This is a genomic window from Polaromonas sp. CG_9.7 (assembly GCF_015752205.1).
Classification (GTDB): domain Bacteria; phylum Pseudomonadota; class Gammaproteobacteria; order Burkholderiales; family Burkholderiaceae_C; genus Polaromonas.
In genome coordinates this window covers 128,228-147,207 of sequence record NZ_JADOVG010000010.1, presented here as the reverse complement: position 1 = coordinate 147,207, position 18,980 = coordinate 128,228, and the positions used below count along the sequence as shown (strand labels likewise).

The following is an 18,980-nucleotide window of genomic DNA, read 5'->3' as shown; positions in this document are numbered from 1 at the left end:
AGCCAATTTAAGCACAGCTCGCTGCCTACAACCGATTGGGCCGAAGGCGTCGTCCGGCTTGCTGCGTGCCCCACATAATGGATTCTTTTTTTACCTGTGCTCCATCGCAGGACCGCTTCATGAAGCTTGAACCGCAGGCCGCCTACGTGATGCGCCACCCAGGCGCCTTTGCCTGGCAGATCCTCAAGGGCTTTCGCGCCAACCAGGGTCTGCTGCTGGCCGGTGCGGTGGCCTACTACGCCTTGCTCTCCATTGTTCCGCTGCTGATCCTGATTGCGATTGCGCTTTCGCATGTAATTGACCAGTCGGCCTTGCTGGCGTCGCTGAGCCGTTACATCGGCTGGCTGGCACCGGGCGAATCGAGTTTCATCGTCAATGAACTGACCAATTTCCTGGAGCACCGTGACGTCATGGGCTGGGTGCTGCTGTGCACGATGCTGTTTTTCAGTTCGCTCGCCTTTACCGTGCTGGAAAACGCCATGTCGGTGATTTTCTTGCACCGGGTGGCGATCCGGCGACGGCATTTCCTGGTGTCGGCCGTGCTGCCGTATTGCTATATTTTTTGCCTTGGTCTGGGTTTCTTGCTGATGACGATGGTGGCTGGAAGTTTTCAGGCGCTGGGCGACAAGAGTATTGAATTTCTGGGCGCGAGCTGGTCGCTGAGCGGCTTTTCAGGCATTTTGCTTTACCTCTTGGGCCTGACCGGCGAGATCTTTGTGCTGACCTCGGTCTACATGGTGATGCCGGTGGGCCATCTGTCGCTGCGCAAGGCGCTGCTGGGCGGTGTGACGGCCGCGCTGCTGTGGGAAGTCACCCGCCATGTGCTGGTCTGGTACTTCGCCACGCTGTCACAGGTCGGTCTGGTGTACGGCTCACTGACCACTGCCATCGTGGTCTTGCTGAGCCTTGAAATTGCCGCGACGCTGCTGCTGCTGGGCGCGCAGGTGATTTCAGAATATGAACGTATTGGCACCGAAGGGCCGAAAACGCCGCCTCAGTCCCTGCGTACGAACTAGCCGCTTGTATAGCCTGCCCAATGGTTTTGGGCGACCGGCCAATAAGCCCGGCCGGTAAACTCCTGTGGTTCGAATCCGAAAAACGGTTTTGACTGTATGAATCGATAACAGGACTTTGCTATGAATTTAATAGCTACTTGCGATTCACTTACATGCGCAAAAGTCACTTTTCATTGATTTTTAACGCTGCAGCAGCCCCGCACCGTTACTTTTGAATCAAGCGCATTCTTGCCGGTCTGACCGGCTCACCAACACAACGACGAGCCCGCATTGAATCTTACGTATTTCATCAAACTGGAACCCTGGCTGCAGGCCTTTGCGGGGCTGGCAGTCCTGCTGGCACTGGCCGTGGTGGTGCGCTTTGTTGTGGTGCTGGTGTTCATGCCGGTGCTGCGGCGCATCCGCAGCCGGGCTGATTCGCCCCTGACCGATGTGGTTCTGGCCGATGCCGCGATACGCCGCATGGCGCAGGTCTTGCCGCTGGTGGTGATTCTGATGGGCATCGAGGAAGTGCCGCACCTGAGTTTGAAGTTGGCCACGGTGATGGGCAATGTGGCCATGGCCTTCATGGTCATTCAAGTGGTGCGCTCGCTGCTCGCCATGCTCGATGCGCTGCTGCTGGCGCAACACCAGGGCGTGTCAGGTGACGGCCAGACGGTCGCCATGAAAGTGCGATCCATCAAGAGTTATGTGCAACTGGGAAAATTGATTTTGATGGTGGCCGCCGCCATTATTGCGGCGGCCACGCTGTTCAACCGCTCGCCTTTTATCGTTCTGTCCGGGTTGGGTGCCATGTCAGCCGTCCTGATGCTGGTGTTCAAGGACACCATCTTGTCTTTCACCGCCGGCGTGCTGCTCTCGTCAAACGACATGCTGCGACTGGGCGACTGGATCGAAATGCCGCAGGTCGGGGCAGACGGCGATGTCATCGACATTGCGCTGCACACGGTCAAGGTGCAGAACTGGGACAAGACCATCACCACCATTCCCACCTGGCGGCTGATGTCGGAAAGTTATCGCAACTGGCGCGGCATGAGCGAGTCGGGTGGCCGGCGCATCAAGCGCACCTTGCGGCTGGATGCAAGTTCCGTGCGCTTTCTGGAGGAAATCGACCTGGTTTACCTGAGCAACATTGCGTTGTTGCGTCCTTATCTGCAAGGCAAACGCGCATCGCTGACCCAGCGCAACAGCCAGGCCAGGGTTCAGCTTGGTGAAAAAGGAGAGTTTCCGGCCAACCAGTACCGCCTGACCAATATTGGCACTTTTAGAGCCTACGCTGAGGTTTACCTGCGCGGCAACCCAGCTGTTCACCAGGCCATGATGTTGATGGTGCGGACCATGGAGCCCACGCCTGAGGGTGTGCCGATCGAGGTGTATTGTTTTACAGCCAGCACCGACTGGACCGTGTATGAAGGCACGCAGGGCGACATCTTTGACCACCTGCTGGCCATCCTCCCCGAGTTCGGCCTGCGCCTCTACCAAAGCCCCACCGGCAACGACTTGCGGCTTGGCATGGCGCAGCGGACCCAAACCGGACAGGTCTTAGAGAACGCCTGAACTTTCTGCCATGTACAAGGTAGCCGCGCCCGCCAGTGCTGAAATTGTCATCAAGAAAAGCCGCTTCATCGGCATGCTGTTCGCTGCTGGCAGCCGTGCTGAAGCGCAACGGCTGCTGGCCGGGCAACGCCAGCAGCATCCCGGTGCCTGCCATGTGTGCTGGGCGCTGGTCTGCGACGGTGATTCGGGGCTGGACGATGACGGCGAGCCTTCAGGCACAGCAGCCAGGCCCATGTACAACGTGCTGATTCACAAGGACTTGATGAACGTGCTGGCCGTGGTCGTGCGCTACTGGGGCGGCATCAAGCTGGGTGCCGGTGGCCTGTCGCGCGCCTACGGACAGGCTATTTCAGAGGCGGTCAAGAATGCTGAACTGCAGCCGGTCGAGCCCGAGTGCGAGCGGCGCTGCGTGCTGCAGTTTGCCGATGAATCCAGTTTGCGCCGGCTGTGCGAACAGCAGCAGGTCACGGTGCTGGATGCCGCGTATGCCGAAGTCGTCACCCTCGTGCTGCGCATGAAGGCCAGTCAGGCCGAGGCGTTTGAAGAGGCGGCGTGCAACCTGCTGCGAGGCGCGCTGAAGTTCAGCCAGGCCGCCTGAGGCCGCCTGCAACCCAAGGATGTGCAACATGCAAACCGGCCAATTACTTCACGCCCTCCCGGCCAGCCTGCCGGACGAAATCAGCGATTGCCTGCTGCAATCAAGCCACGTCAGGATTGAGCGCATCGTGTCCAATGGCCAGCATTCACCGCCCGGCTTCTGGTACGACCAGAGCGAGGCTGAATGGGTGCTGCTGGTCAAGGGCGAAGCCACGCTGCGTTTCGAGCAAGGCAACAAGACCCTCCACCTGACGCCCGGCAGCTACGTCAACATCGCCGCACATGAAAAGCACCGGGTCGAGTGGACCACGGCCAATGAGGAAACGGTTTGGCTGGCGGTGTTTTATTGAAGGGCAGACTTCTGGTCTCGACCCGTAGTGCACGCAGGCGCTGGAGAGAAGGCAAATCCGACGGGACGGATAGGGGCTGGAATAGCTTTCCCGTACAGCGCTTCAAGTGCATTGACATCGAGCGAGGTCAATTCTCCCGTCGTCTCCAATAAGTGCGATGACGCTGGTGGTGCTGAAAATTCGCCGGCAAGGATACCGAACTGCAGCCGTCGTTTTCCAGGTCTGGAAGGCCAGATGCCAAGGGTCTGACGAATGACCCTCCGCGCCAGGAGCAGGGGGCCGTGTCGAACATGACAAATTGGGTGAGCGCCGTCCTGGTTGACAACCTGACGATCCTCCCTTTGGGAGAGCATTTTGGGCAAGTGACGCAGGCCCTCCAGGGAACTCTACCGAAGCGACCGAGGAAAGGATGGTTTTAGAGACCAATGAAAATGAGCACGCTTGCATAGACTGCCAGCGTGCTCTTTTTTTGGTAGCTATCAGCGCCCGTCCATCAAGCGCTGGGACACTATTTATCTGATATTCCCCTCGCTCCGCTCAATCTCCCATCACCAGGCCTTCGCGCCTAGGATCGGCGCCGCCCAGCCACATCGGCTTGCCGTGGATCACGCTGCGCGTGATGGCTTGCAGGCCGCTGGTCATGGCCAGTTCACGCACTTCGGCGCCGCGTGTGCGCAGCGCTTCGACAGTGGTGGGCGCAAAGCGCTTTTCTTCCAGCAGCGTCGGCCCGTTCAGCGACCCAAAGTTGGGCAGGTCGATAGCCTGCTGGGGCAGCATGCCCCAGTTCAGCACGCCATACAGCGTCTTGGCGGTGAAGTGGATGATCAGCGCGCCGCCGGGGCTGCCGCCGCTCATGACCAGCTGGCCAGTCGCCTTGTCGAACACCAGCGTGGGTGCCATGGACGAGCGTGGACGTTTGTTGGCCTGTACGCGGTTGGCAACCGGCTTGCCTTCGGCGTCGGTGGGCGCAAAGCTGAAGTCGGTCAGTTCGTTGTTCAGCAAAAAGCCGCCCGCCTTGCCGGTGCCGCCGTCGGTCATCAGGCGCGAGCCAAACTGGTCCTCGATCGTGGTAGTCATGGCAAGCGCATTGCCAAAACTGTCCACGATGCTGATGTGCGAGGTGCCGTGCTCAATCTGGTCCGGCATGGGCGCGTAAGCGGTCTTGACCATGCCGGGCACGCCCGGTTTGGCCACTTTCATGCTCGGGCCGCTGGGCTGGATCAGGCTGGCACGCGACTTGAGGTAGGCAGGGTCGAGCAGGCTCATCCAGCTGCCGCCGGGCGGTTGTACGAAATCCGGGTCGCCCAGGTATTGAGCGCGGTCGGCAAAGGCCAGGCGCGAGGCTTCGGTGTACAGGTGCAGCCAGTCGGCTGAAGGCGTGGGACCGGTGGTACCGGGCACGCCGCCCATGCCGGTGACGAGGCCGAGCGTGGACGCTGGCGTGTTGTCCAGCATGCCCAGGATTTGCCCGACGGCAATGGCGCCTGAACTGGGCGGCGGCATGCCGCACAGCACGTAAGCCTTGCCGCGTGCGCTGTAATCGGAGCAAATCGGCTCGCGCTTTTTAGCTTGGTAGCCGGCCAGGTCGCCCATAGACAGCTTGCCGGGGTTGCTGGTGTGGCCTTGCACCTTGGCCACGATCGATTGCGCCACCGCACCGGTCAACAGTGCGCTGGAACCCTTGCTGGCAATTTGCCGAAGCACGTCAGCCAGCGCCGGGTTGCGCAGCGTGGTGCCAATGTCGACCGGCGAGCCGTCAGGCTTGTAAAAGTAGGCGGCCGCGGTGCGGTCGTTCTTCAGGTATTTTTCGTCCTTGAGCAAGGTGCCCAGCCGGGCGCTGACCTTGAAGCCGTTGTCGGCCAGTGCGATGGCCGGCTCGAATAATTTAGCCCACGGCAGCTTGCCGTATTGCTTGTGGGCCATCTCCAGCATGCGCACTGTGCCCGGCGTGCCCACCGAACGTCCGCCGACCACGCCGTCGTAAAACGGCATAGGCTTGCCGTCAGCGCCCATGAACAGGTTTTCATTGGCCGATGCGGGCGCGGTCTCGCGGCCATCAAAGGCTTCAACCTTGGTGCCGCTGGAATGCAACAGAAAAGCGCCGCCACCAATGCCGCTGGACTGGGGCTCGACCAGCGTCAGCACCATTTGCACGGCAATGGCCGCATCAATCGCCGAGCCGCCCGCCTTGAGCACCTGGTAGCCTGCCTCGGTGGCCAGCGGATTAGCCGCTGCAACAGCGAATTTGCTGGTGGCCCAGCCGGGCTTGGGCGTGAAGCCGGTCGCGCTTTCAGGCTGCTGTACGGTCGCGCCTGGGGCTGGGGGGCTGGACGGTGCAGTGGCGGACGGCGGACCGATAGGGGGTGAACTGGCGCAGGCAGCCAGCAGGCTGGCAAAAGCAACGGTACTCAACAGACGTTTCATGCGATCTCCTCCGGGTTGGGTGAGTCTTCATGCTACGGCAACGCGTTGCGTTTGTGTGGTTTGCAGTATCCGTGCTATGGTTTTAGTGTTTTCTTTTGCACTTTTCGCAAGCACAGCGTGCACTTTCAGCTATCAAAAACAGAGCATGCGAAACTGGAGCTGGCCGCGCATGCCAATGGCTTTTTAGCGCGGTGCCAGACGGATCGCGCCATCAAGGCGGATCACTTCGCCGTTGAGCATGTCATTTTCAATGATGTGCTTGGCCAACTTGGCGTAGTCCTGCGGTGTTCCAAGGCGTGAAGGGAAGGGCACAGAGGCAGCCAGCGAATCCTGTACTTCCTGCGGCATGCCGAACATCATCGGCGTACCGAAAATGCCGGGGGCAATCGTCATGTTGCGAATGCCGTTACGCGCCAGGTCACGGGCAATGGGCAGCGTCATGCCGACCACGCCGCCTTTGGAAGCGCTGTAGGCGGCCTGGCCCATCTGGCCGTCATACGCCGCCACTGACGCGGTGGAAATCAGCACGCCGCGCTCGCCGGTGGCATCGGGTTCGTTCTTGGACATGGCTTCGGACGCCAGGCGAATCATGTTGAAGCTGCCGATCAGGTTGACCGTGATGGTCTTGCTGAACACGGCCAGGCTGTGCGCGCCGTTCTTGCCGACGGTCTTTTCTGCCGGTGCAATGCCGGCGCAGTTGACCAGGCCCATCAGCTTTCCCATGGACACGGCCTTGGCCACCACGGCCTGGCCGTCGGCTTCCTGGCTCACGTCGCACTTGACGAATGCAGCAACGCCTTCGCCCAGCTCTTTGGCAATGGCTTCGCCTTTTTCAGCCTGCATGTCGGCAATCACGACCTTGCCGCCGTTGGCGACCAGCATGCGTGCCGTGCCTTCGCCCAGTCCGGATGCGCCACCAGTGACGATAAATACCTTGCCTGCGATGTCCATGGGATGTTCCTTGAAATTGAAAGGTTGAAAAAAGGGGATACGAAAGTCGGTCAAGCGGTTTGAAGCTTACGTTGACGTTAACGTCAATCCAGCCGCCAATTATCGCGCATGAAAAAGCCCGGCGGTCTTTCAACGGCCGGGCTTTTGCTCAGGCATGAACCATTGGTTCGATTATTTGTAACCCACGCGGTCCAGCATCTGCTGCACCTTTACCTGGTTGTAGCCGATGGCGCTGACGGGAATGGTTTCTGACTTGAAACTGCCGCCGGTCATGGCTTGCAGCGCCGGGTTGCTCACCTTCACACTGGGTACGGCGGGCCACTCGTTGTTGCCGTTGGCAAAGTAGTTTTGCGCCTCAGGGGTGGCCAGGTATTCCATGAACTTGATGGCATTCGCCTCATGCTTGGCATTTTTCGCCACGGCTGCCCCGGCAATATTCACATGTGTGCCCCAGGTTTCCTGGTTGGGAAACACCACGCCAATACGCTCGGCCACCAGTTTGTCCTCGGGTGCGCTGGAGCGCATGATGCGCGCCAGGTAATACGAGTTGGTCAGTGCCACGCCGCATTCACCGCTGGCCACAGCCTTGATCTGGTCGGTGTCGCCGCCCTTGGGGTCGCGTGCCATGTTGGCGACCAGACCCTTGAGCCACTGCTCGGTTTTGGCTTCGCCCAGATGCTCGGTGACGGCTGAAAACAATGACAGGTTGTACGGATGCGCACCGGAACGGGTGCACAGCAGGCCTTTGTTCTTCGGGTCGGCCAGTTCTTCGTAGGTGTCGACATCGGCTTTCTTGACCTTCAGCTTGTCATACACCACGATACGGGCGCGTGTGGAAAAACCGAACCAGGTCGTGCCTTCAGTGCTTGCCTTGGCGCGCAGATTGACCGGAATATTCGCTTCAAGCGTGGGAGACTTGATTGGCTTGAACAACCCCTCTTCATCGCCTTTCCACAGGCGGGCGGCATCGACCAGCAGGATCACGTCGGCTGGTGACGCCGTGCCTTCAGCCTTCAGGCGCGCCAGGATGCCGGCATCGTCGGCATCGACCCGATTCACCTTGATGCCGGTTGCCTTTGTGAAATTGCTGTAAAGCGCCTCGTCGGTCTGGTAGTGGCGGGCAGAATACAGGTTGACCACCTGTTCCTGGGCGCTTGCGCTGCCTGCAGCGCCCATCAGGGCAGCGGCCGCAAGGGCAAGACAGGTAAAAATTGGCGCACTTTTGATCATGTTGAAAAATTCCTGAAGGCTTTAAAGTTAATGAGTTTAATGCAAATGCGAATAAGTCGCAATATCTTTTCGGCTGGCAGATCAAATCCGGGCTTTGTTTCGAGTGGACCACTGAAATACAGGTTTTCTGCGGCGTGGCTGGGCAAACTGCTGCTTCCCGCCCTGCTGGTCGCTGGCTGTACCACCGCGCCAGTGGTGCCTGTCAAGCCACCAGACGCAGTCACTTTGCCCGGCGTCAAAAAGCCGCTGAAGATCGGCCTGGCGCTGGGCGGCGGCGCGGCGCGCGGCTTTGCCCATGTCGGCGTGATCGCGGTGCTCGAAGAAGCCGGGCTGCGGCCGCAAATGGTGGTCGGAACTTCGGCCGGCAGCCTGGTTGCGGCAATTTATGCCACTGGCAAGACCAGCGCGCAGTTGCAGCAAACTGCTTTGAGCATGGAAGAAGTCGCCATCACCGACTGGATGCTGCCCATCATCGGCAAGGGCATGTTTCGGGGCGATGCGCTGGGCCGCTATGTCAACCAGCTGGTCGGCGGGCGCCTGATCGAGAACATGGCGATTCCGCTGGGCATCGTGGCCACCGACCTCAACAGCGGCCAGGCGGTGCTGTTTCGCAGCGGCGACACCGGCACGGCGGTGCGGGCGTCAAGCGCGGTGCCGGCGGTGTTCGTGCCGGTCAGGATCAGCGGGCACGAATATGTCGATGGTGGCCTGGTGTCGCCTGTGCCGGTGCGTTTTGCCCGGCAGATGGGCGCCGACATCGTGATTGCGGTCGATATTTCAAATCCGCCCGAAAGCAACCCGGCTGAAGGCACTTTGCAGATCCTGCTGCAGACCTTTGCCATCATGGGCAAAAGCATCAACCACTACGAGTTGAAGGACGCCGATGTGGTGGTGCGGCCTTCGCAGGCAGGGCTTAGGAGTGCCGATTTTTCGGCCCGCAAGCTGGCGATCGAGTCGGGCAGGGCGGCCATGCTGGCAGCGCTTCCGGCACTAAGGACCCGGCTGGCTGAGGGTATTGCCACCAGGCCCTGAGGTTGCATACAGGTTTACCCATCTTTTAATAGCTGCTTATCCTTGCTGCGCCTGCGAATTGAGCTGATTTGATCAAAAAAAAGCCCAGTCGCGAGACTGGGCTTGAACGGAACCGCGAAACCAGACGTTTCTGCAAGGAACCGAGGAGACAACTGGTTGGGACCGGTCGGTTCGGACCTGTCTCACTAAGCAGGCTCCGTGTGCTTCAAAGTGCGCCGGGCACCTTGAACACAGAAAATTAAAATTAACGCTTTTTAGAGGCGTTCTTGGTGGCGCTCAAGGCAGACTCGGACACCGTGTTGAAGTTGGTTTCTGCCATGTCACCGGCTTGTTTGACGGCTTTTTGCACCGACTCGAAAGCCGAGTTGGCAGCGGTCATGGCATTTTTCATCATGGACACTGCGGTTTCAGAACCGGCAGGTGCATTTTGGGTGGCGTTTTCGACCAGGTCGGCAAATTTTTTCTGGGCTTCGGCGGTTTGGCCTTCAAAGGTCTTGCCGAGTTCGGCGCCAGCAGACTGGGCGATTTCGTACAGGTGGCGGCTGTAGGCAGCGGTCTTTTCAGCCAGGGGCTGGACCATGCTGGCTTGCAGCGCGAGCAGTTCCTGTGCGTCCTTGACGCCCATGACGGCTTGTGCGTTGTTGGCGGTTTCGGCCAAGGCAGCCTTGGTGGCTTGAACGTTCAGTTCAACCAGTTTTTCGACGCCTTCAAAGGCTTTTTGGGTCAAACCAAAAAGGGTTTCGATGTTTGCTTTGTGGGAAGCCATGAGTTGTTCAGCGGTCAGCATAGGTAATCTCCAAATGTGTTGTTAAGGTTGATAGTTGCTTTGCGCTGAATTGCTGCACTGCAACATGGAATTAATTATAGGAGAAACCAGCGCTTTTGCAAATTTATTTTGCTGCAATGCAACAATTTAGATGGGTTACTCTGATTTGAATCAGATATTTCAGGATCACGCCTCGTGCAAGCTTTCTACGCCGACCACTTTGTCTTGCCGCTGCCCGCCGGACACCGCTTTCCCATGCCCAAATACCAGCTGCTGCGCGAGCGTCTGGCGGGTGAGTTGCCCGGGGTGCGGCTGGGCCAAGCCCCAGCCGCCAGCGATGGCGAACTGGCATTGGTGCACGCGCCCGCCTATATAGAGGCCATCGCCCACGGCACGCTGCCGGTGTTGGCGCAGCGAGAGATAGGCTTTCCCTGGAGCCCGGCGATGGCCGAGCGCGCCAGGCGTTCGGTCGGCGCCACTGTGATGGCGGCACGGATCGCGTTGGGCTTGGTGCCGGGCGTCCGGCCCGAGGGCCTTGCTGCCAATCTTGCAGGCGGAACCCACCATGCCTATGCAGGCAAGGGCGGCGGATTTTGCGTGTTCAACGACGCGGCGGTGGCCGCTCGGCTGATGCAGGCGGAGTGGGCGCGGCGGCACCGCCAGGCGCGCCAGCCGCTGCAAGTGGCCGTGATTGACCTGGACGTTCACCAAGGCAATGGCACAGCCAGCATTTTTACCAGTGACGCCAGTGTGTTCACGCTGTCGCTGCACGGAGAAAAGAATTTTCCGTTTCGCAAGGAGGCGAGCGACCTGGATGTCGAACTCCCGGATGGTTGTCTGGACGCGCCTTACCTTCAGGCGCTGGAACACGCGCTGGACGAGCTGGACCGGCGCTTTGAGCCTGGCCTTGTCCTGTTTTTGGCGGGCGCCGATCCGTACGAAGGCGACCGTCTGGGGCGGCTGAGCCTGAGCTTCGACGGCCTGGAGGCGCGCGACCGGCGGGTGTTTGACTGGGCTTGGCAACGGCGCATTCCGCTGGCGTTTTCCATGGCTGGCGGCTACGGCAACAACATTGACGAAACCGTGCAGGTGCAGGTCAACACTTACCGCGTAGCGCTTGAATATTGGCGCCGGTGGCAATCGGCCGGCTGATGCGCTGGCAAAATAGCGTTCCCATGAGCCCCACCCCCCGACCCCAGCCTGAATACCGCAGCGACTACCGGGCCTTTCGGGCCATCGGGACACGCTGGTCCGACAACGACCTGTACGGTCATGTCAACAACGTCGTTTATTACAGCTGGTTCGACACCGCCGTCAATGGCCTGCTGATTGAGCGCGGCGCCCTGGACATCCATGCCGGCAGCGTGATTGGCCTGGTGGTCGAGACGCAATGCAATTACTTTTCACCGCTGGCGTTTCCCGAGCCGGTGGTGGCCGGCATCCGCGTGGCGCATGCCGGCGGCTCCAGCGTGCGCTACGAGGTGGCGCTGTTTCCGGCCGATGAGCGCCTGCCATGTGCGGCCCGGGGCCATTTCATCCATGTGTATGTTGACCGGACCACGCGCCGGCCAGCAAGCCAATTGCCGCCTGAATTATTGTCTGTCCTGGAGCTGTTGAAATGAACCCAAACGATTCTTCCGTCCACCCTGTCGTTGCAGGCGATTTCGCATCCGACGATGCGCCAAGCAGCGCCTTCCAGCCGCCGGTCAATGCGGTGGACCACGCCATCGAAAGCCGCCAGTCGATGCGCGAATTTTTGCCGGCGCCCGTGCCGCGCGCACTCATCGTGCATTTGCTCGAACTGGCCAGCCGCGCGCCGTCGGGCACCAACACCCAGCCTTGGAAAGCCTATGTGCTCCAGGGCGCAAGCAAGGACAGCCTGGCTGAAAAAGTCTGCCGCGCGCATGACGCGCTGCGAGAAAACCCGTCGCTCGCGGCCGAGTACAGGGAGGAATACGACTATTACCCTGAAAAATGGGTATCGCCCTACATCGACCGCCGGCGCGAGAATGGCTGGGGGCTGTACGGCCTGCTCGGCATCACCAAGGGGGACAAGGACAAGATGCATGCGCAGCACCAGCGCAACTACCGTTTTTTCGATGCGCCGGTCGGGCTGATGTTCACCCTGGACCGGGTGATGGGCCGGGGCTCGCTGCTGGACTACGGCATGTTCATGCAAAACTTCATGGTCGCCGCGCGCGGCCATGGCCTGCACACCTGCCCGCAGGCGGCCTGGAACGGCTTTGCCAAGATCATCCTGCCGCACATCGGCGCAGGCGACGCTGAAATGCTGGTGTGCGGCATGTCCCTGGGCTATGCCGACGAATCGGCGCTGGTCAACACCTTTCGCACGCCGCGCGTGAGCGCTGCTGAATTCACAACTTGGCTGGAGTGATGGCCCCCACGCTCCCTACTGCGTGTGGCTCGCTGCCCCCCGGGGGGGCGCTGCGCCTGCGGCCCGGCAAAGCCGGTTCCGCGGCCCCTGCTGATGGCGAGGGGGTTTCACCCTGTTCCCCCATTTTGTGTGGCTTGCTGCGCTCGGCCTCGGAGCGGGGTGCCAGGCCGGCTGACCGATGACGTTTTCCGTCGTCCAGCTGCTTGGCGGGCTGTCTTACGCAACCACGCTGTTCCTCATGGCGGCGGGGCTGACGCTGATTTTTGGCGTCACGCGGATTGTCAATTTTGCGCATGGCAGCTTTTTCATGCTGGGGGCGCTGTTCACCGCGCATTGGGTGACCAACTGGTTTCCGGCGTGGGGCGAAAGTCTGCCGCTCTACCTGCTTGCTATTCTTTTGGGAGCTGCTTGCGCAGGACTGGCGGGCGCCATTGCCGAATTCTTCTTGTTGCGGCGAATGTCGGGCGCGCCCGAGCTGTACCAGCTGGTCGCGACCTTTGGGCTGAGCCTGGCCATGCATGACGCGATGCAGTGGGGGTTCGGGCCGGACGAGGTGTTTGCGCCGCGCTTTCCCGGGCTCAAGGGCTCGGTGCAGATTGGCGACGAATTTTTCCCGGTCTACCAGTTGGCGATGATTGCGCTGGGGCCGCTGGTCTGGTGGGGTCTGCATATGTTGCTGCGCCGTTCGCTGTTTGGCCAGCGCCTGCGCGCCGCCACGCAGGACCGCACCATGCTGGCGGCGCTGGGCGTCAACCCCAAGCCGCTGATGCTGGGCGCGGTGGTGCTGGGCTGCGCATTGGCCGGGTTGGGCGGCGCGCTGCAGCTGCCGCGCGAGCCGGCGCACCTGCAGATGGACATGAACGTCATTGTCGAGACCTTCGTGGTCGTTGTCACCGGCGGGCTGGGCAGCATTGGCGGTGCCTTTGTCGCCGCGCTGCTGATTGGCCTGGTACATGCCTTTGGCACCGCCTGGTTTCCGCAGGCGACGCTGGTGGTGGTGTTTTTGACGATGGCAGTGGTGCTGGTGTTCAGGCCGCAGGGGCTCATGGGCAAGCCGGCCATGTCGCTGGAACATGGCGGCAGTCGCGAGGCGGCGCAAAAGTTTCGCGGCCTTCGGCTGGGACGTGGCTGGACATCGGGTGTGGTGCTGGCTTTTGTGTTGCTCGCTGCGCTGGCCTGGTCCGGAGGGCCTTACTGGCAGACACTGGCTGCCGACGGCTTGATCCTGATGATTTTCGGCATCAGCCTGCAGGCCATGATGGCGCTGGGCGGGCTGGTCAGCTTTGGCCATGCGGCATTTTTTGCGCTCGGCGCCTATGGCGCGGCGCTGTCGCACAGCCTGTGGGGCGCATCGCTTCCGGTTGCGCTGGCCGTGGGCTGCGGCGCTGCACTGGCCGTGGCGGCGGTGTTTGGTGCGGCGGTGGTTCGCAGCAGCGGCGTTTATCTGGCGATGCTGTCGCTCGCCCTGGCGCAGGTGGTCTGGGCCGGCGCGACGCAATGGGTCAGCCTGACGGGCGGCGACAACGGATTGATTGGCCTGCAGCTGGTAGGCGATGACGGCCGGCCGGTGTTTTATGCGCTGCTGGTGGCGCTGGCGCTGATGGCTGTGTTTGCGCTGCGTTTCCTGGGTCGCTCGGTGATGGGCGCGGCGCTGCAGGCGATGCGCGATGCGCCACTGCGCGCCGCCGCGTCCGGACTGTCGGTGGGCTGGCTCAAGTACCGGGTGTTTGTCGAAAGTGCGGTGCTGGCAGGCCTGGCGGGCGGTTTGTTTGCGGCGCACAAGGGGGCGGTGTTTCCGTCGCTGGCGGCGGTTTCTACCTCGGTCGATGCGTTGCTGGTGGTGTTGCTCGGCGGCGTGCACCAGCTCTGGGGGGCAGTGGTAGGCAGCGTGGTGCTGACCTATCTGGGCGCCGAACTGGGCCGTGAAGTCACGTACTGGCGCGGCCTGCTGGGCGTGTTCATCATGCTGATCATGGTGGCTTCGCCGTCCGGGCTGCTTGGCTTGCTGCACCGCGCAAACGGCTGGCGCGCCATCGAGGGGACACGCTGATGCTGCAGGTGCAAGGGCTGGTGAAGCATTTTGGCGGCATCCATGCGGTCGATGGTGTGAGCTTCGACGTGGCGGCGGGTGAATGTGTCGCGCTGATCGGCCCCAATGGCGCTGGAAAATCAACCTGCTTTGCGTGCATTGCCGGCCAGTACCCGCTCACGGGTGGCCGCATCCTGTGGAATGGCCAGGCGCTGGAAAAACTGTCGCCGGCCGCGCGGCTGCGGCATGGCGTGGCGCGCACCTTTCAGGTGGCGCAGGTTTTTGAGGCGTTGACCGTGCTACAAAATGTGCAGCTGGCGATACAGGCCAGCATTGGGGAAAAAGCCATTTCAACCTTCAAGCTTCTCGACCGGCAGTCGGTCGAGGCGGCCAAGGCGCTGCTGGACCAGACCGGTCTGCGCGATGCCGCTGGCGAGGATGTGGCGAGCCTGGCCTACGGTGCCAAAAAGCGGCTTGAACTGGCCATTGCCCTTGCCGCCTCGCCCCGGCTGCTGCTGCTCGACGAACCGGCTGCGGGCCTGGCAGAGGCCGAACGCGCCAGCCTGATGCAGCTGGTGAAAAATCTGGCCGCTCAAGGCATGGCCGTGCTGTATACCGAGCACAACATGGACGCGGTGGCCGGTGTCGCCGACCGGGTGCTGGTGCTGATCGAAGGCCGACTGGCCGCGCAGGGTTCGTTTGAAGAGATTTCCCGCGATGCCGAGGTGCGCCGGCTCTATCTGGGCGATGGCCTGGAAGATGCCGGTTATGGCGCGGATCGCGCAAATTCCATTGGAGCAGCCCATGCTTGAGATCGACACGCTCAGCGCTTTCCATGGATCGGCGCAAGCGCTGTTCGAGGTGTCGCTTCGCGTGGCCGCGGGCGAGATGGTCGTGCTGCAGGGGCTGAACGGCGCTGGCAAGTCAACATTGTTAAAAGCAGTGATGGGACTGGAGGTGCGCAGCGAAGGCACGATCCGTTACCAGATGCCGTCTGGCCTGGCGAATGTCGAACGCTGGGAAACCCACCGTCGCGCGCAGGCAGGCCTGGGTTATGTGGCCGAGGACCGACGGCTGTTCTCCGAACTGACGGTGCGCGAAAACCTGCATGTCGCCGCCGGACGCGATGCCAAGGCGCATGAAGCCCGGGTGCTCGATTTGTTTCCGGTCCTTAAAACCCTGCTGAACCGGCCCGCAGCGCAGATGAGCGGTGGCCAGCAGCAGATGCTGGCCATTGCCCGCACCCTGATGACCGGCCCGAAAGTCCTGCTGCTCGACGAACCGTGCGAAGGCATTGCGCCGGTGCTGGTGGCGTCGATCCGCGATGCCCTGCTGGCCCTCAGGTCCGAAGGCCTGGCGTTGCTGGTGGTCGAGCAAAATCGTTTGCTGGCCTCGCGCGCCGACCGCTTGCTGTGGCTGGTTGCGGGTAAAGTCAGAGACTCGTGAAACAGGCGCCATTTCGGGTGCTCATTCATTTTTCAATTTATCGCTACAAAGGACATTGCCATGACGACGACCACCACCGACTCGGGACTGCAGTATGAAGACACCGTGCTGGGCACCGGCGCCATCGCCAAGGCCGGCCAGCGCGTCAAGGTGCATTACACCGGCTGGCTGTACAACGACGGCGTGCAGGGCAAGAAATTCGATTCCAGCAAGGACCGTGGCCAGCCCTTCCAGTTTTCGCTGGGCGCTGGCGAGGTGATTCGCGGCTGGGACGAGGGCGTGCAGGGCATGTCGGTCGGTGGAACCCGCCGTCTGGTCATTCCTTCAGAACTCGGCTATGGCGCTCGCGGCGCAGGCGGCGCAATTCCGCCAAATGCCACCTTGCTGTTCGAAGTGGACTTCCTCGGCACCTGATTGCCCCTGGCAACCATCGTCAAGAAGCGCCAGGTCCGGCGACGGGCCTGGTGCATCGCATTTAGCTCCACAGGGCTCCAGGGTTCACCATGATCATCACCAGCCTGCTCGACACCGACCTGTACAAGTTCACCATGATGCAGGTGGTGCTGCACCAGTTCCCCGCTGCCGAGGTGGAATACAAGTTCAAGTGCCGTAACGCCGGCGCGCCCGGCATTGGCGACCTGTCGTTCTACGTGCACGAGATACGCGAGGAAATTCGCGGACTGTGCAGCCTGCAGTTCCAGGATGCCGAGTTGGGCTACTTGAAGGCCATGCGCTTCATCAAGAGCGACTTTGTCGATTTTCTGGGCATCTTCCAGCTCAACGAAAAGTATGTCAGCGTCAAAGCCCTGCCTTCGGGCGAGATAGAAGTGTTGATCAAGGGCCCGTGGCTGCACACCATCCTGTTCGAGATTCCGGTGCTGGCCATCATCAACGAGGTGTATTTCCGCAACACCCAAAAGCAGCCTGATCTTGACGAAGGCCGCAAGCGGCTGGAAACCAAGATCGGACAGTTGCAGGCCAGCAACCTGACTGAACTCAAGATTGCCGACTACGGCACCCGCCGGCGTTTCAGCAAGGCCTGGCATGAAGAAGTGCTGCGCACCCTGGTGACCGGCCTGGGCAGCGGCGCCGAAGGGCAACTGGCCGGCACCAGCAACGTGCTGTATGCCATGAAGCTCGGCTTGATTCCGCTGGGAACCATGGCGCACGAATACCTGCAGGCCTGCCAGGCGCTGGGGCCACGCCTGCGCGACAGCCAGGTGTTCGGCTTTGAAGTGTGGGCCAAGGAGTACCGGGGTGACCTGGGCATTGCGCTGTCTGACGTGTACGGCATGAGCGCCTTTTTGCGCGACTTTGACCTGTACTTTTGCAAGCTGTTCGATGGCGCCCGCCATGACAGCGGCGACCCGTTCCAGTGGGGCGAACGCATGATTGGCCACTATGTGGAAAACCGGGTCGATCCCAAGACCAAAACCCTGATTTTCAGCGACGGCCTCACGGTACCCCGGACCATCGAGCTGTACCGGCAATTCAGGGGCCGCTGCCAGCTGGCTTTCGGCATCGGCACCAACCTGACCAACGACCTGGGCTACGAGCCGCTGCAGATCGTCATCAAGATGGTGCGCTGCAATGGCCAGCCAGTGGCCAAGCTGTCCGACACACCGTCCAAGAACATGTGTGACGACGAAAAATACCTGGCCTACCTGCGCCAGGTGTTTGATGTGACTTCGCTGTCCTGACCGTTGCGGCCTGCGATTGGCTGCCACGGATCTTTGCGTTTTTCATCGGACTTTTGCATGACATTTTTTCGCTGCATGGCCGCCTTCGCGCTGCTTTGCCTGTTGCCCGGCCTGTCGTTCGCTGCAGCGCTTGATGGCAGTGTGCTGCCGGTGCTGTATGCCGTGCCGTTTGCCGGCCTGCTGCTGTCGATTGCGCTGCTGCCGCTGCTGGCGCCATGCTTCTGGCACCACCATTTCGGCAAGGTGTCGGCCGGCTGGTCGCTGGCTTTCTTGTTGCCCTTTGCCGCCCTGTACGGCCCGGGGCTGGCGGCGTTCAGCTTCTTGCATGCGCTGCTGGAGGAATACATTCCCTTCATTTTGTTGCTGACGGCTCTGTTTACCGTCGCCGGCGGCATCCACATCCGGGGCAACCTGCACGGCAGCCCGGGGTTGAACACCGCCCTACTGGGCATTGGCGCGGTTCTGGCCAGCTTCATGGGCACCACCGGCGCGTCGATGCTGCTGATCCGGCCATTGATCCGGGCCAACGACAACCGCTCGCACAAGGCGCATGTGGTGGTGTTCTTTATCTTCATCGTCTCCAACGCGGGCGGCTCGCTGACGCCGCTGGGCGACCCGCCGCTGTTCCTGGGATTCCTCAAAGGCGTGGATTTTTTCTGGACCGTCCGGCATATTTTTCCCGCAACGCTGTTTCTTGTCGGTTCGCTGCTGGTCATCTTCTTTGCGCTGGATTCGTGGTTTTACCGTCACCCGACAAAAACGCTGCCTCTCGACCCGACCCCCGACACCGGGCGCGTCGGATTTGACGGCGGCGCCAACTTCTGGCTGCTGGGCGCCATTGCCGGCTTGGTGCTGCTCAGCGGCATTTGGAAGTCGCCCGTGGCGTTCGATATTGCCGGCACCCGAGTCGGTCTGCCCGGGCTGGTGCGGGACGCGGGCCTGGTCGCCATCACCTTTATTTCGCTGGGCATCACCTCCAAAAAAGTGCATGCAGACAACCAGTTTGCCTGGGGACCGATGGTGGAAGTCGCCAAGCTGTTCGCCGGCATCTTCCTGACCATCATCCCGGTGATCGCCATGCTTAAGGCGGGCGCCAATGGCCCCTTCGGCGCGGTGGTGGCCAGCGTGACCCGGCCAGACGGCTCGCCCGACCCGGCGATGTACTTTTGGGCCACCGGCGCGCTCAGTTCCTTTTTGGACAACGCGCCGACCTACCTGGTGTTTTTCAACACCGCCAGCGGCGACCCGCAGGCGCTGATGACCACTTTTGCCCCGACGCTGGCCGCCATTTCGGCCGGCGCGGTGTTCATGGGGGCCAACACCTACATTGGCAACGCGCCCAATTTGATGGTCAAGGCCATTGCCGAAGACCGTAATGTGAAAATGCCGAGCTTCTTTGGCTACATGCTGTGGTCAGGCGGTGTCCTGATTCCCCTGTTCATCCTCATGACCTTCCTCTGGTTCAAGTAAAGAAAGCAACCCTTCCC

At 61.2% G+C, this 18,980-nt stretch carries 18 protein-coding genes; 14 read left to right on the top strand and 4 right to left on the bottom strand.

Features of this window, described 5'->3' with window-relative positions:
• Positions 1 to 119 precede the first annotated feature (119 nt).
• The 4 genes from IWX87_RS12095 to IWX87_RS12080 all read left to right on the top strand — a co-directional run bounded on the left by IWX87_RS12095 (position 120) and on the right by IWX87_RS12080 (position 3,520).
• A complete protein-coding gene (locus IWX87_RS12095; protein ID WP_196863768.1) occupies positions 120 to 1,016 on the top strand; it encodes a YihY/virulence factor BrkB family protein in 897 nt (298 codons plus the stop codon).
• 270 nt (positions 1,017 to 1,286) lie between these two features.
• Positions 1,287 to 2,573, top strand: coding sequence for a mechanosensitive ion channel family protein (locus IWX87_RS12090; protein ID WP_231374755.1), 1,287 nt, complete (start codon positions 1,287 to 1,289; stop codon positions 2,571 to 2,573).
• Between the two features lie 10 nt (positions 2,574 to 2,583).
• Entirely contained in the window at positions 2,584 to 3,171 is a 588-nt protein-coding gene (locus tag IWX87_RS12085) for a YigZ family protein (RefSeq protein ID WP_196863767.1), read from the top strand.
• Positions 3,172 to 3,199: 28 nt separating this feature from the next.
• Positions 3,200 to 3,520 carry a cupin domain-containing protein gene (locus IWX87_RS12080; protein ID WP_196863766.1) on the top strand — a complete coding sequence of 107 codons (321 nt, stop codon included), beginning with the start codon at positions 3,200 to 3,202 and terminating at the stop codon, positions 3,518 to 3,520.
• A gap of 537 nt (positions 3,521 to 4,057) precedes the next feature.
• Here the strand turns inward: IWX87_RS12080 and IWX87_RS12075 are convergent.
• The 3 genes from IWX87_RS12075 to IWX87_RS12065 form a co-directional block, all read right to left on the bottom strand.
• Complete coding sequence (locus tag IWX87_RS12075) at positions 4,058 to 5,944, bottom strand: gamma-glutamyltransferase family protein (protein WP_196863765.1); 1,887 nt, start codon at positions 5,942 to 5,944, stop codon at positions 4,058 to 4,060.
• A 183-nt stretch (positions 5,945 to 6,127) separates the two neighbouring features.
• Positions 6,128 to 6,895, bottom strand: a complete 768-nt coding sequence (locus tag IWX87_RS12070) for a 3-hydroxyacyl-CoA dehydrogenase (protein ID WP_196863764.1) — start codon at positions 6,893 to 6,895, stop codon at positions 6,128 to 6,130.
• 171 nt (positions 6,896 to 7,066) lie between these two features.
• A complete protein-coding gene (locus IWX87_RS12065) occupies positions 7,067 to 8,125 on the bottom strand; it encodes an extracellular solute-binding protein (protein WP_196863763.1) in 1,059 nt (352 codons plus the stop codon).
• Positions 8,126 to 8,155: 30 nt separating this feature from the next.
• On the opposite strand from IWX87_RS12065, the gene IWX87_RS12060 reads away from it, so the two are divergent.
• Positions 8,156 to 9,157, top strand: a complete 1,002-nt coding sequence (locus IWX87_RS12060; RefSeq protein WP_196863762.1) for a patatin-like phospholipase family protein — start codon at positions 8,156 to 8,158, stop codon at positions 9,155 to 9,157.
• A 244-nt stretch (positions 9,158 to 9,401) separates the two neighbouring features.
• On the opposite strand, the gene IWX87_RS12055 is transcribed toward IWX87_RS12060, so the two are convergent.
• Positions 9,402 to 9,944 carry a phasin family protein gene (locus IWX87_RS12055; RefSeq protein WP_196863761.1) on the bottom strand — a complete coding sequence of 181 codons (543 nt, stop codon included), beginning with the start codon at positions 9,942 to 9,944 and terminating at the stop codon, positions 9,402 to 9,404.
• A 174-nt stretch (positions 9,945 to 10,118) separates the two neighbouring features.
• Between IWX87_RS12055 and IWX87_RS12050 the strand changes: the two genes are divergently transcribed.
• The 9 genes from IWX87_RS12050 (at position 10,119) to IWX87_RS12010 (ending at position 18,963) form a co-directional block, all read left to right on the top strand.
• Entirely contained in the window at positions 10,119 to 11,075 is a 957-nt protein-coding gene (locus tag IWX87_RS12050) for a histone deacetylase (protein ID WP_196863760.1), read from the top strand.
• Positions 11,076 to 11,098: 23 nt separating this feature from the next.
• The gene (locus IWX87_RS12045) at positions 11,099 to 11,545 is read left to right on the top strand and encodes a thioesterase family protein (RefSeq protein ID WP_196863759.1); all 447 of its coding nucleotides are present in this window, start codon (positions 11,099 to 11,101) and stop codon (positions 11,543 to 11,545) included.
• A complete protein-coding gene (locus tag IWX87_RS12040; protein WP_196863758.1) occupies positions 11,542 to 12,318 on the top strand; it encodes a nitroreductase in 777 nt (258 codons plus the stop codon). The genes IWX87_RS12045 and IWX87_RS12040 overlap by 4 nt, the downstream gene beginning before the upstream one ends.
• Positions 12,319 to 12,496: 178 nt before the next feature.
• Positions 12,497 to 14,368 (top strand): ABC transporter permease, encoded by a 1,872-nt coding sequence (locus IWX87_RS12035; RefSeq protein ID WP_196863757.1) that lies wholly within the window; start codon positions 12,497 to 12,499, stop codon positions 14,366 to 14,368.
• Positions 14,368 to 15,159: an ABC transporter ATP-binding protein gene (locus tag IWX87_RS12030; RefSeq protein WP_196863756.1), complete on the top strand. Its 792-nt coding sequence runs from the start codon at positions 14,368 to 14,370 to the stop codon at positions 15,157 to 15,159. The genes IWX87_RS12035 and IWX87_RS12030 overlap by 1 nt, the downstream gene beginning before the upstream one ends.
• A complete protein-coding gene (locus tag IWX87_RS12025) occupies positions 15,152 to 15,793 on the top strand; it encodes an ABC transporter ATP-binding protein (RefSeq protein ID WP_196863755.1) in 642 nt (213 codons plus the stop codon). Before IWX87_RS12030 ends, IWX87_RS12025 begins: the two co-directional genes overlap by 8 nt.
• Positions 15,794 to 15,853: 60 nt before the next feature.
• Positions 15,854 to 16,207 (top strand): FKBP-type peptidyl-prolyl cis-trans isomerase, encoded by a 354-nt coding sequence (locus tag IWX87_RS12020; RefSeq protein ID WP_196863754.1) that lies wholly within the window; start codon positions 15,854 to 15,856, stop codon positions 16,205 to 16,207.
• Between the two features lie 89 nt (positions 16,208 to 16,296).
• On the top strand, positions 16,297 to 17,493 hold the full coding sequence (gene pncB / locus IWX87_RS12015) for a nicotinate phosphoribosyltransferase (protein WP_196863753.1): 1,197 nt from the start codon (positions 16,297 to 16,299) through the stop codon (positions 17,491 to 17,493).
• Positions 17,494 to 17,550: 57 nt separating this feature from the next.
• Complete coding sequence (locus tag IWX87_RS12010) at positions 17,551 to 18,963, top strand: sodium:proton antiporter (RefSeq protein WP_196863752.1); 1,413 nt, start codon at positions 17,551 to 17,553, stop codon at positions 18,961 to 18,963.
• The last annotated feature ends 17 nt before the right edge of the window (positions 18,964 to 18,980 follow it).

Bases quoted from the DNA above. Each gene is read 5' to 3' on its own strand.
- IWX87_RS12095 (WP_196863768.1), top strand. From the start codon at position 120: ATGAAGCTTGAACCGCAGGCCGCCTACGTGATGCGCCACCCAGGCGCC.
- IWX87_RS12085 (WP_196863767.1), top strand. From the start codon at position 2,584: ATGTACAAGGTAGCCGCGCCCGCCAGTGCTGAAATTGTCATCAAGAAA.
- IWX87_RS12080 (WP_196863766.1), top strand. From the start codon at position 3,200: ATGCAAACCGGCCAATTACTTCACGCCCTCCCGGCCAGCCTGCCGGAC.
- IWX87_RS12075 (WP_196863765.1), bottom strand. From the start codon at position 5,944: ATGAAACGTCTGTTGAGTACCGTTGCTTTTGCCAGCCTGCTGGCTGCC.
- IWX87_RS12070 (WP_196863764.1), bottom strand. From the start codon at position 6,895: ATGGACATCGCAGGCAAGGTATTTATCGTCACTGGTGGCGCATCCGGA.
- IWX87_RS12065 (WP_196863763.1), bottom strand. From the start codon at position 8,125: ATGATCAAAAGTGCGCCAATTTTTACCTGTCTTGCCCTTGCGGCCGCT.
- IWX87_RS12060 (WP_196863762.1), top strand. From the start codon at position 8,156: ATGAGTTTAATGCAAATGCGAATAAGTCGCAATATCTTTTCGGCTGGC.
- IWX87_RS12055 (WP_196863761.1), bottom strand. From the start codon at position 9,944: ATGCTGACCGCTGAACAACTCATGGCTTCCCACAAAGCAAACATCGAA.
- IWX87_RS12045 (WP_196863759.1), top strand. From the start codon at position 11,099: ATGAGCCCCACCCCCCGACCCCAGCCTGAATACCGCAGCGACTACCGG.
- IWX87_RS12040 (WP_196863758.1), top strand. From the start codon at position 11,542: ATGAACCCAAACGATTCTTCCGTCCACCCTGTCGTTGCAGGCGATTTC.
- IWX87_RS12035 (WP_196863757.1), top strand. From the start codon at position 12,497: ATGACGTTTTCCGTCGTCCAGCTGCTTGGCGGGCTGTCTTACGCAACC.
- IWX87_RS12030 (WP_196863756.1), top strand. From the start codon at position 14,368: ATGCTGCAGGTGCAAGGGCTGGTGAAGCATTTTGGCGGCATCCATGCG.
- IWX87_RS12025 (WP_196863755.1), top strand. From the start codon at position 15,152: ATGCTTGAGATCGACACGCTCAGCGCTTTCCATGGATCGGCGCAAGCG.
- IWX87_RS12020 (WP_196863754.1), top strand. From the start codon at position 15,854: ATGACGACGACCACCACCGACTCGGGACTGCAGTATGAAGACACCGTG.
- pncB (WP_196863753.1), top strand. From the start codon at position 16,297: ATGATCATCACCAGCCTGCTCGACACCGACCTGTACAAGTTCACCATG.
- IWX87_RS12010 (WP_196863752.1), top strand. From the start codon at position 17,551: ATGACATTTTTTCGCTGCATGGCCGCCTTCGCGCTGCTTTGCCTGTTG.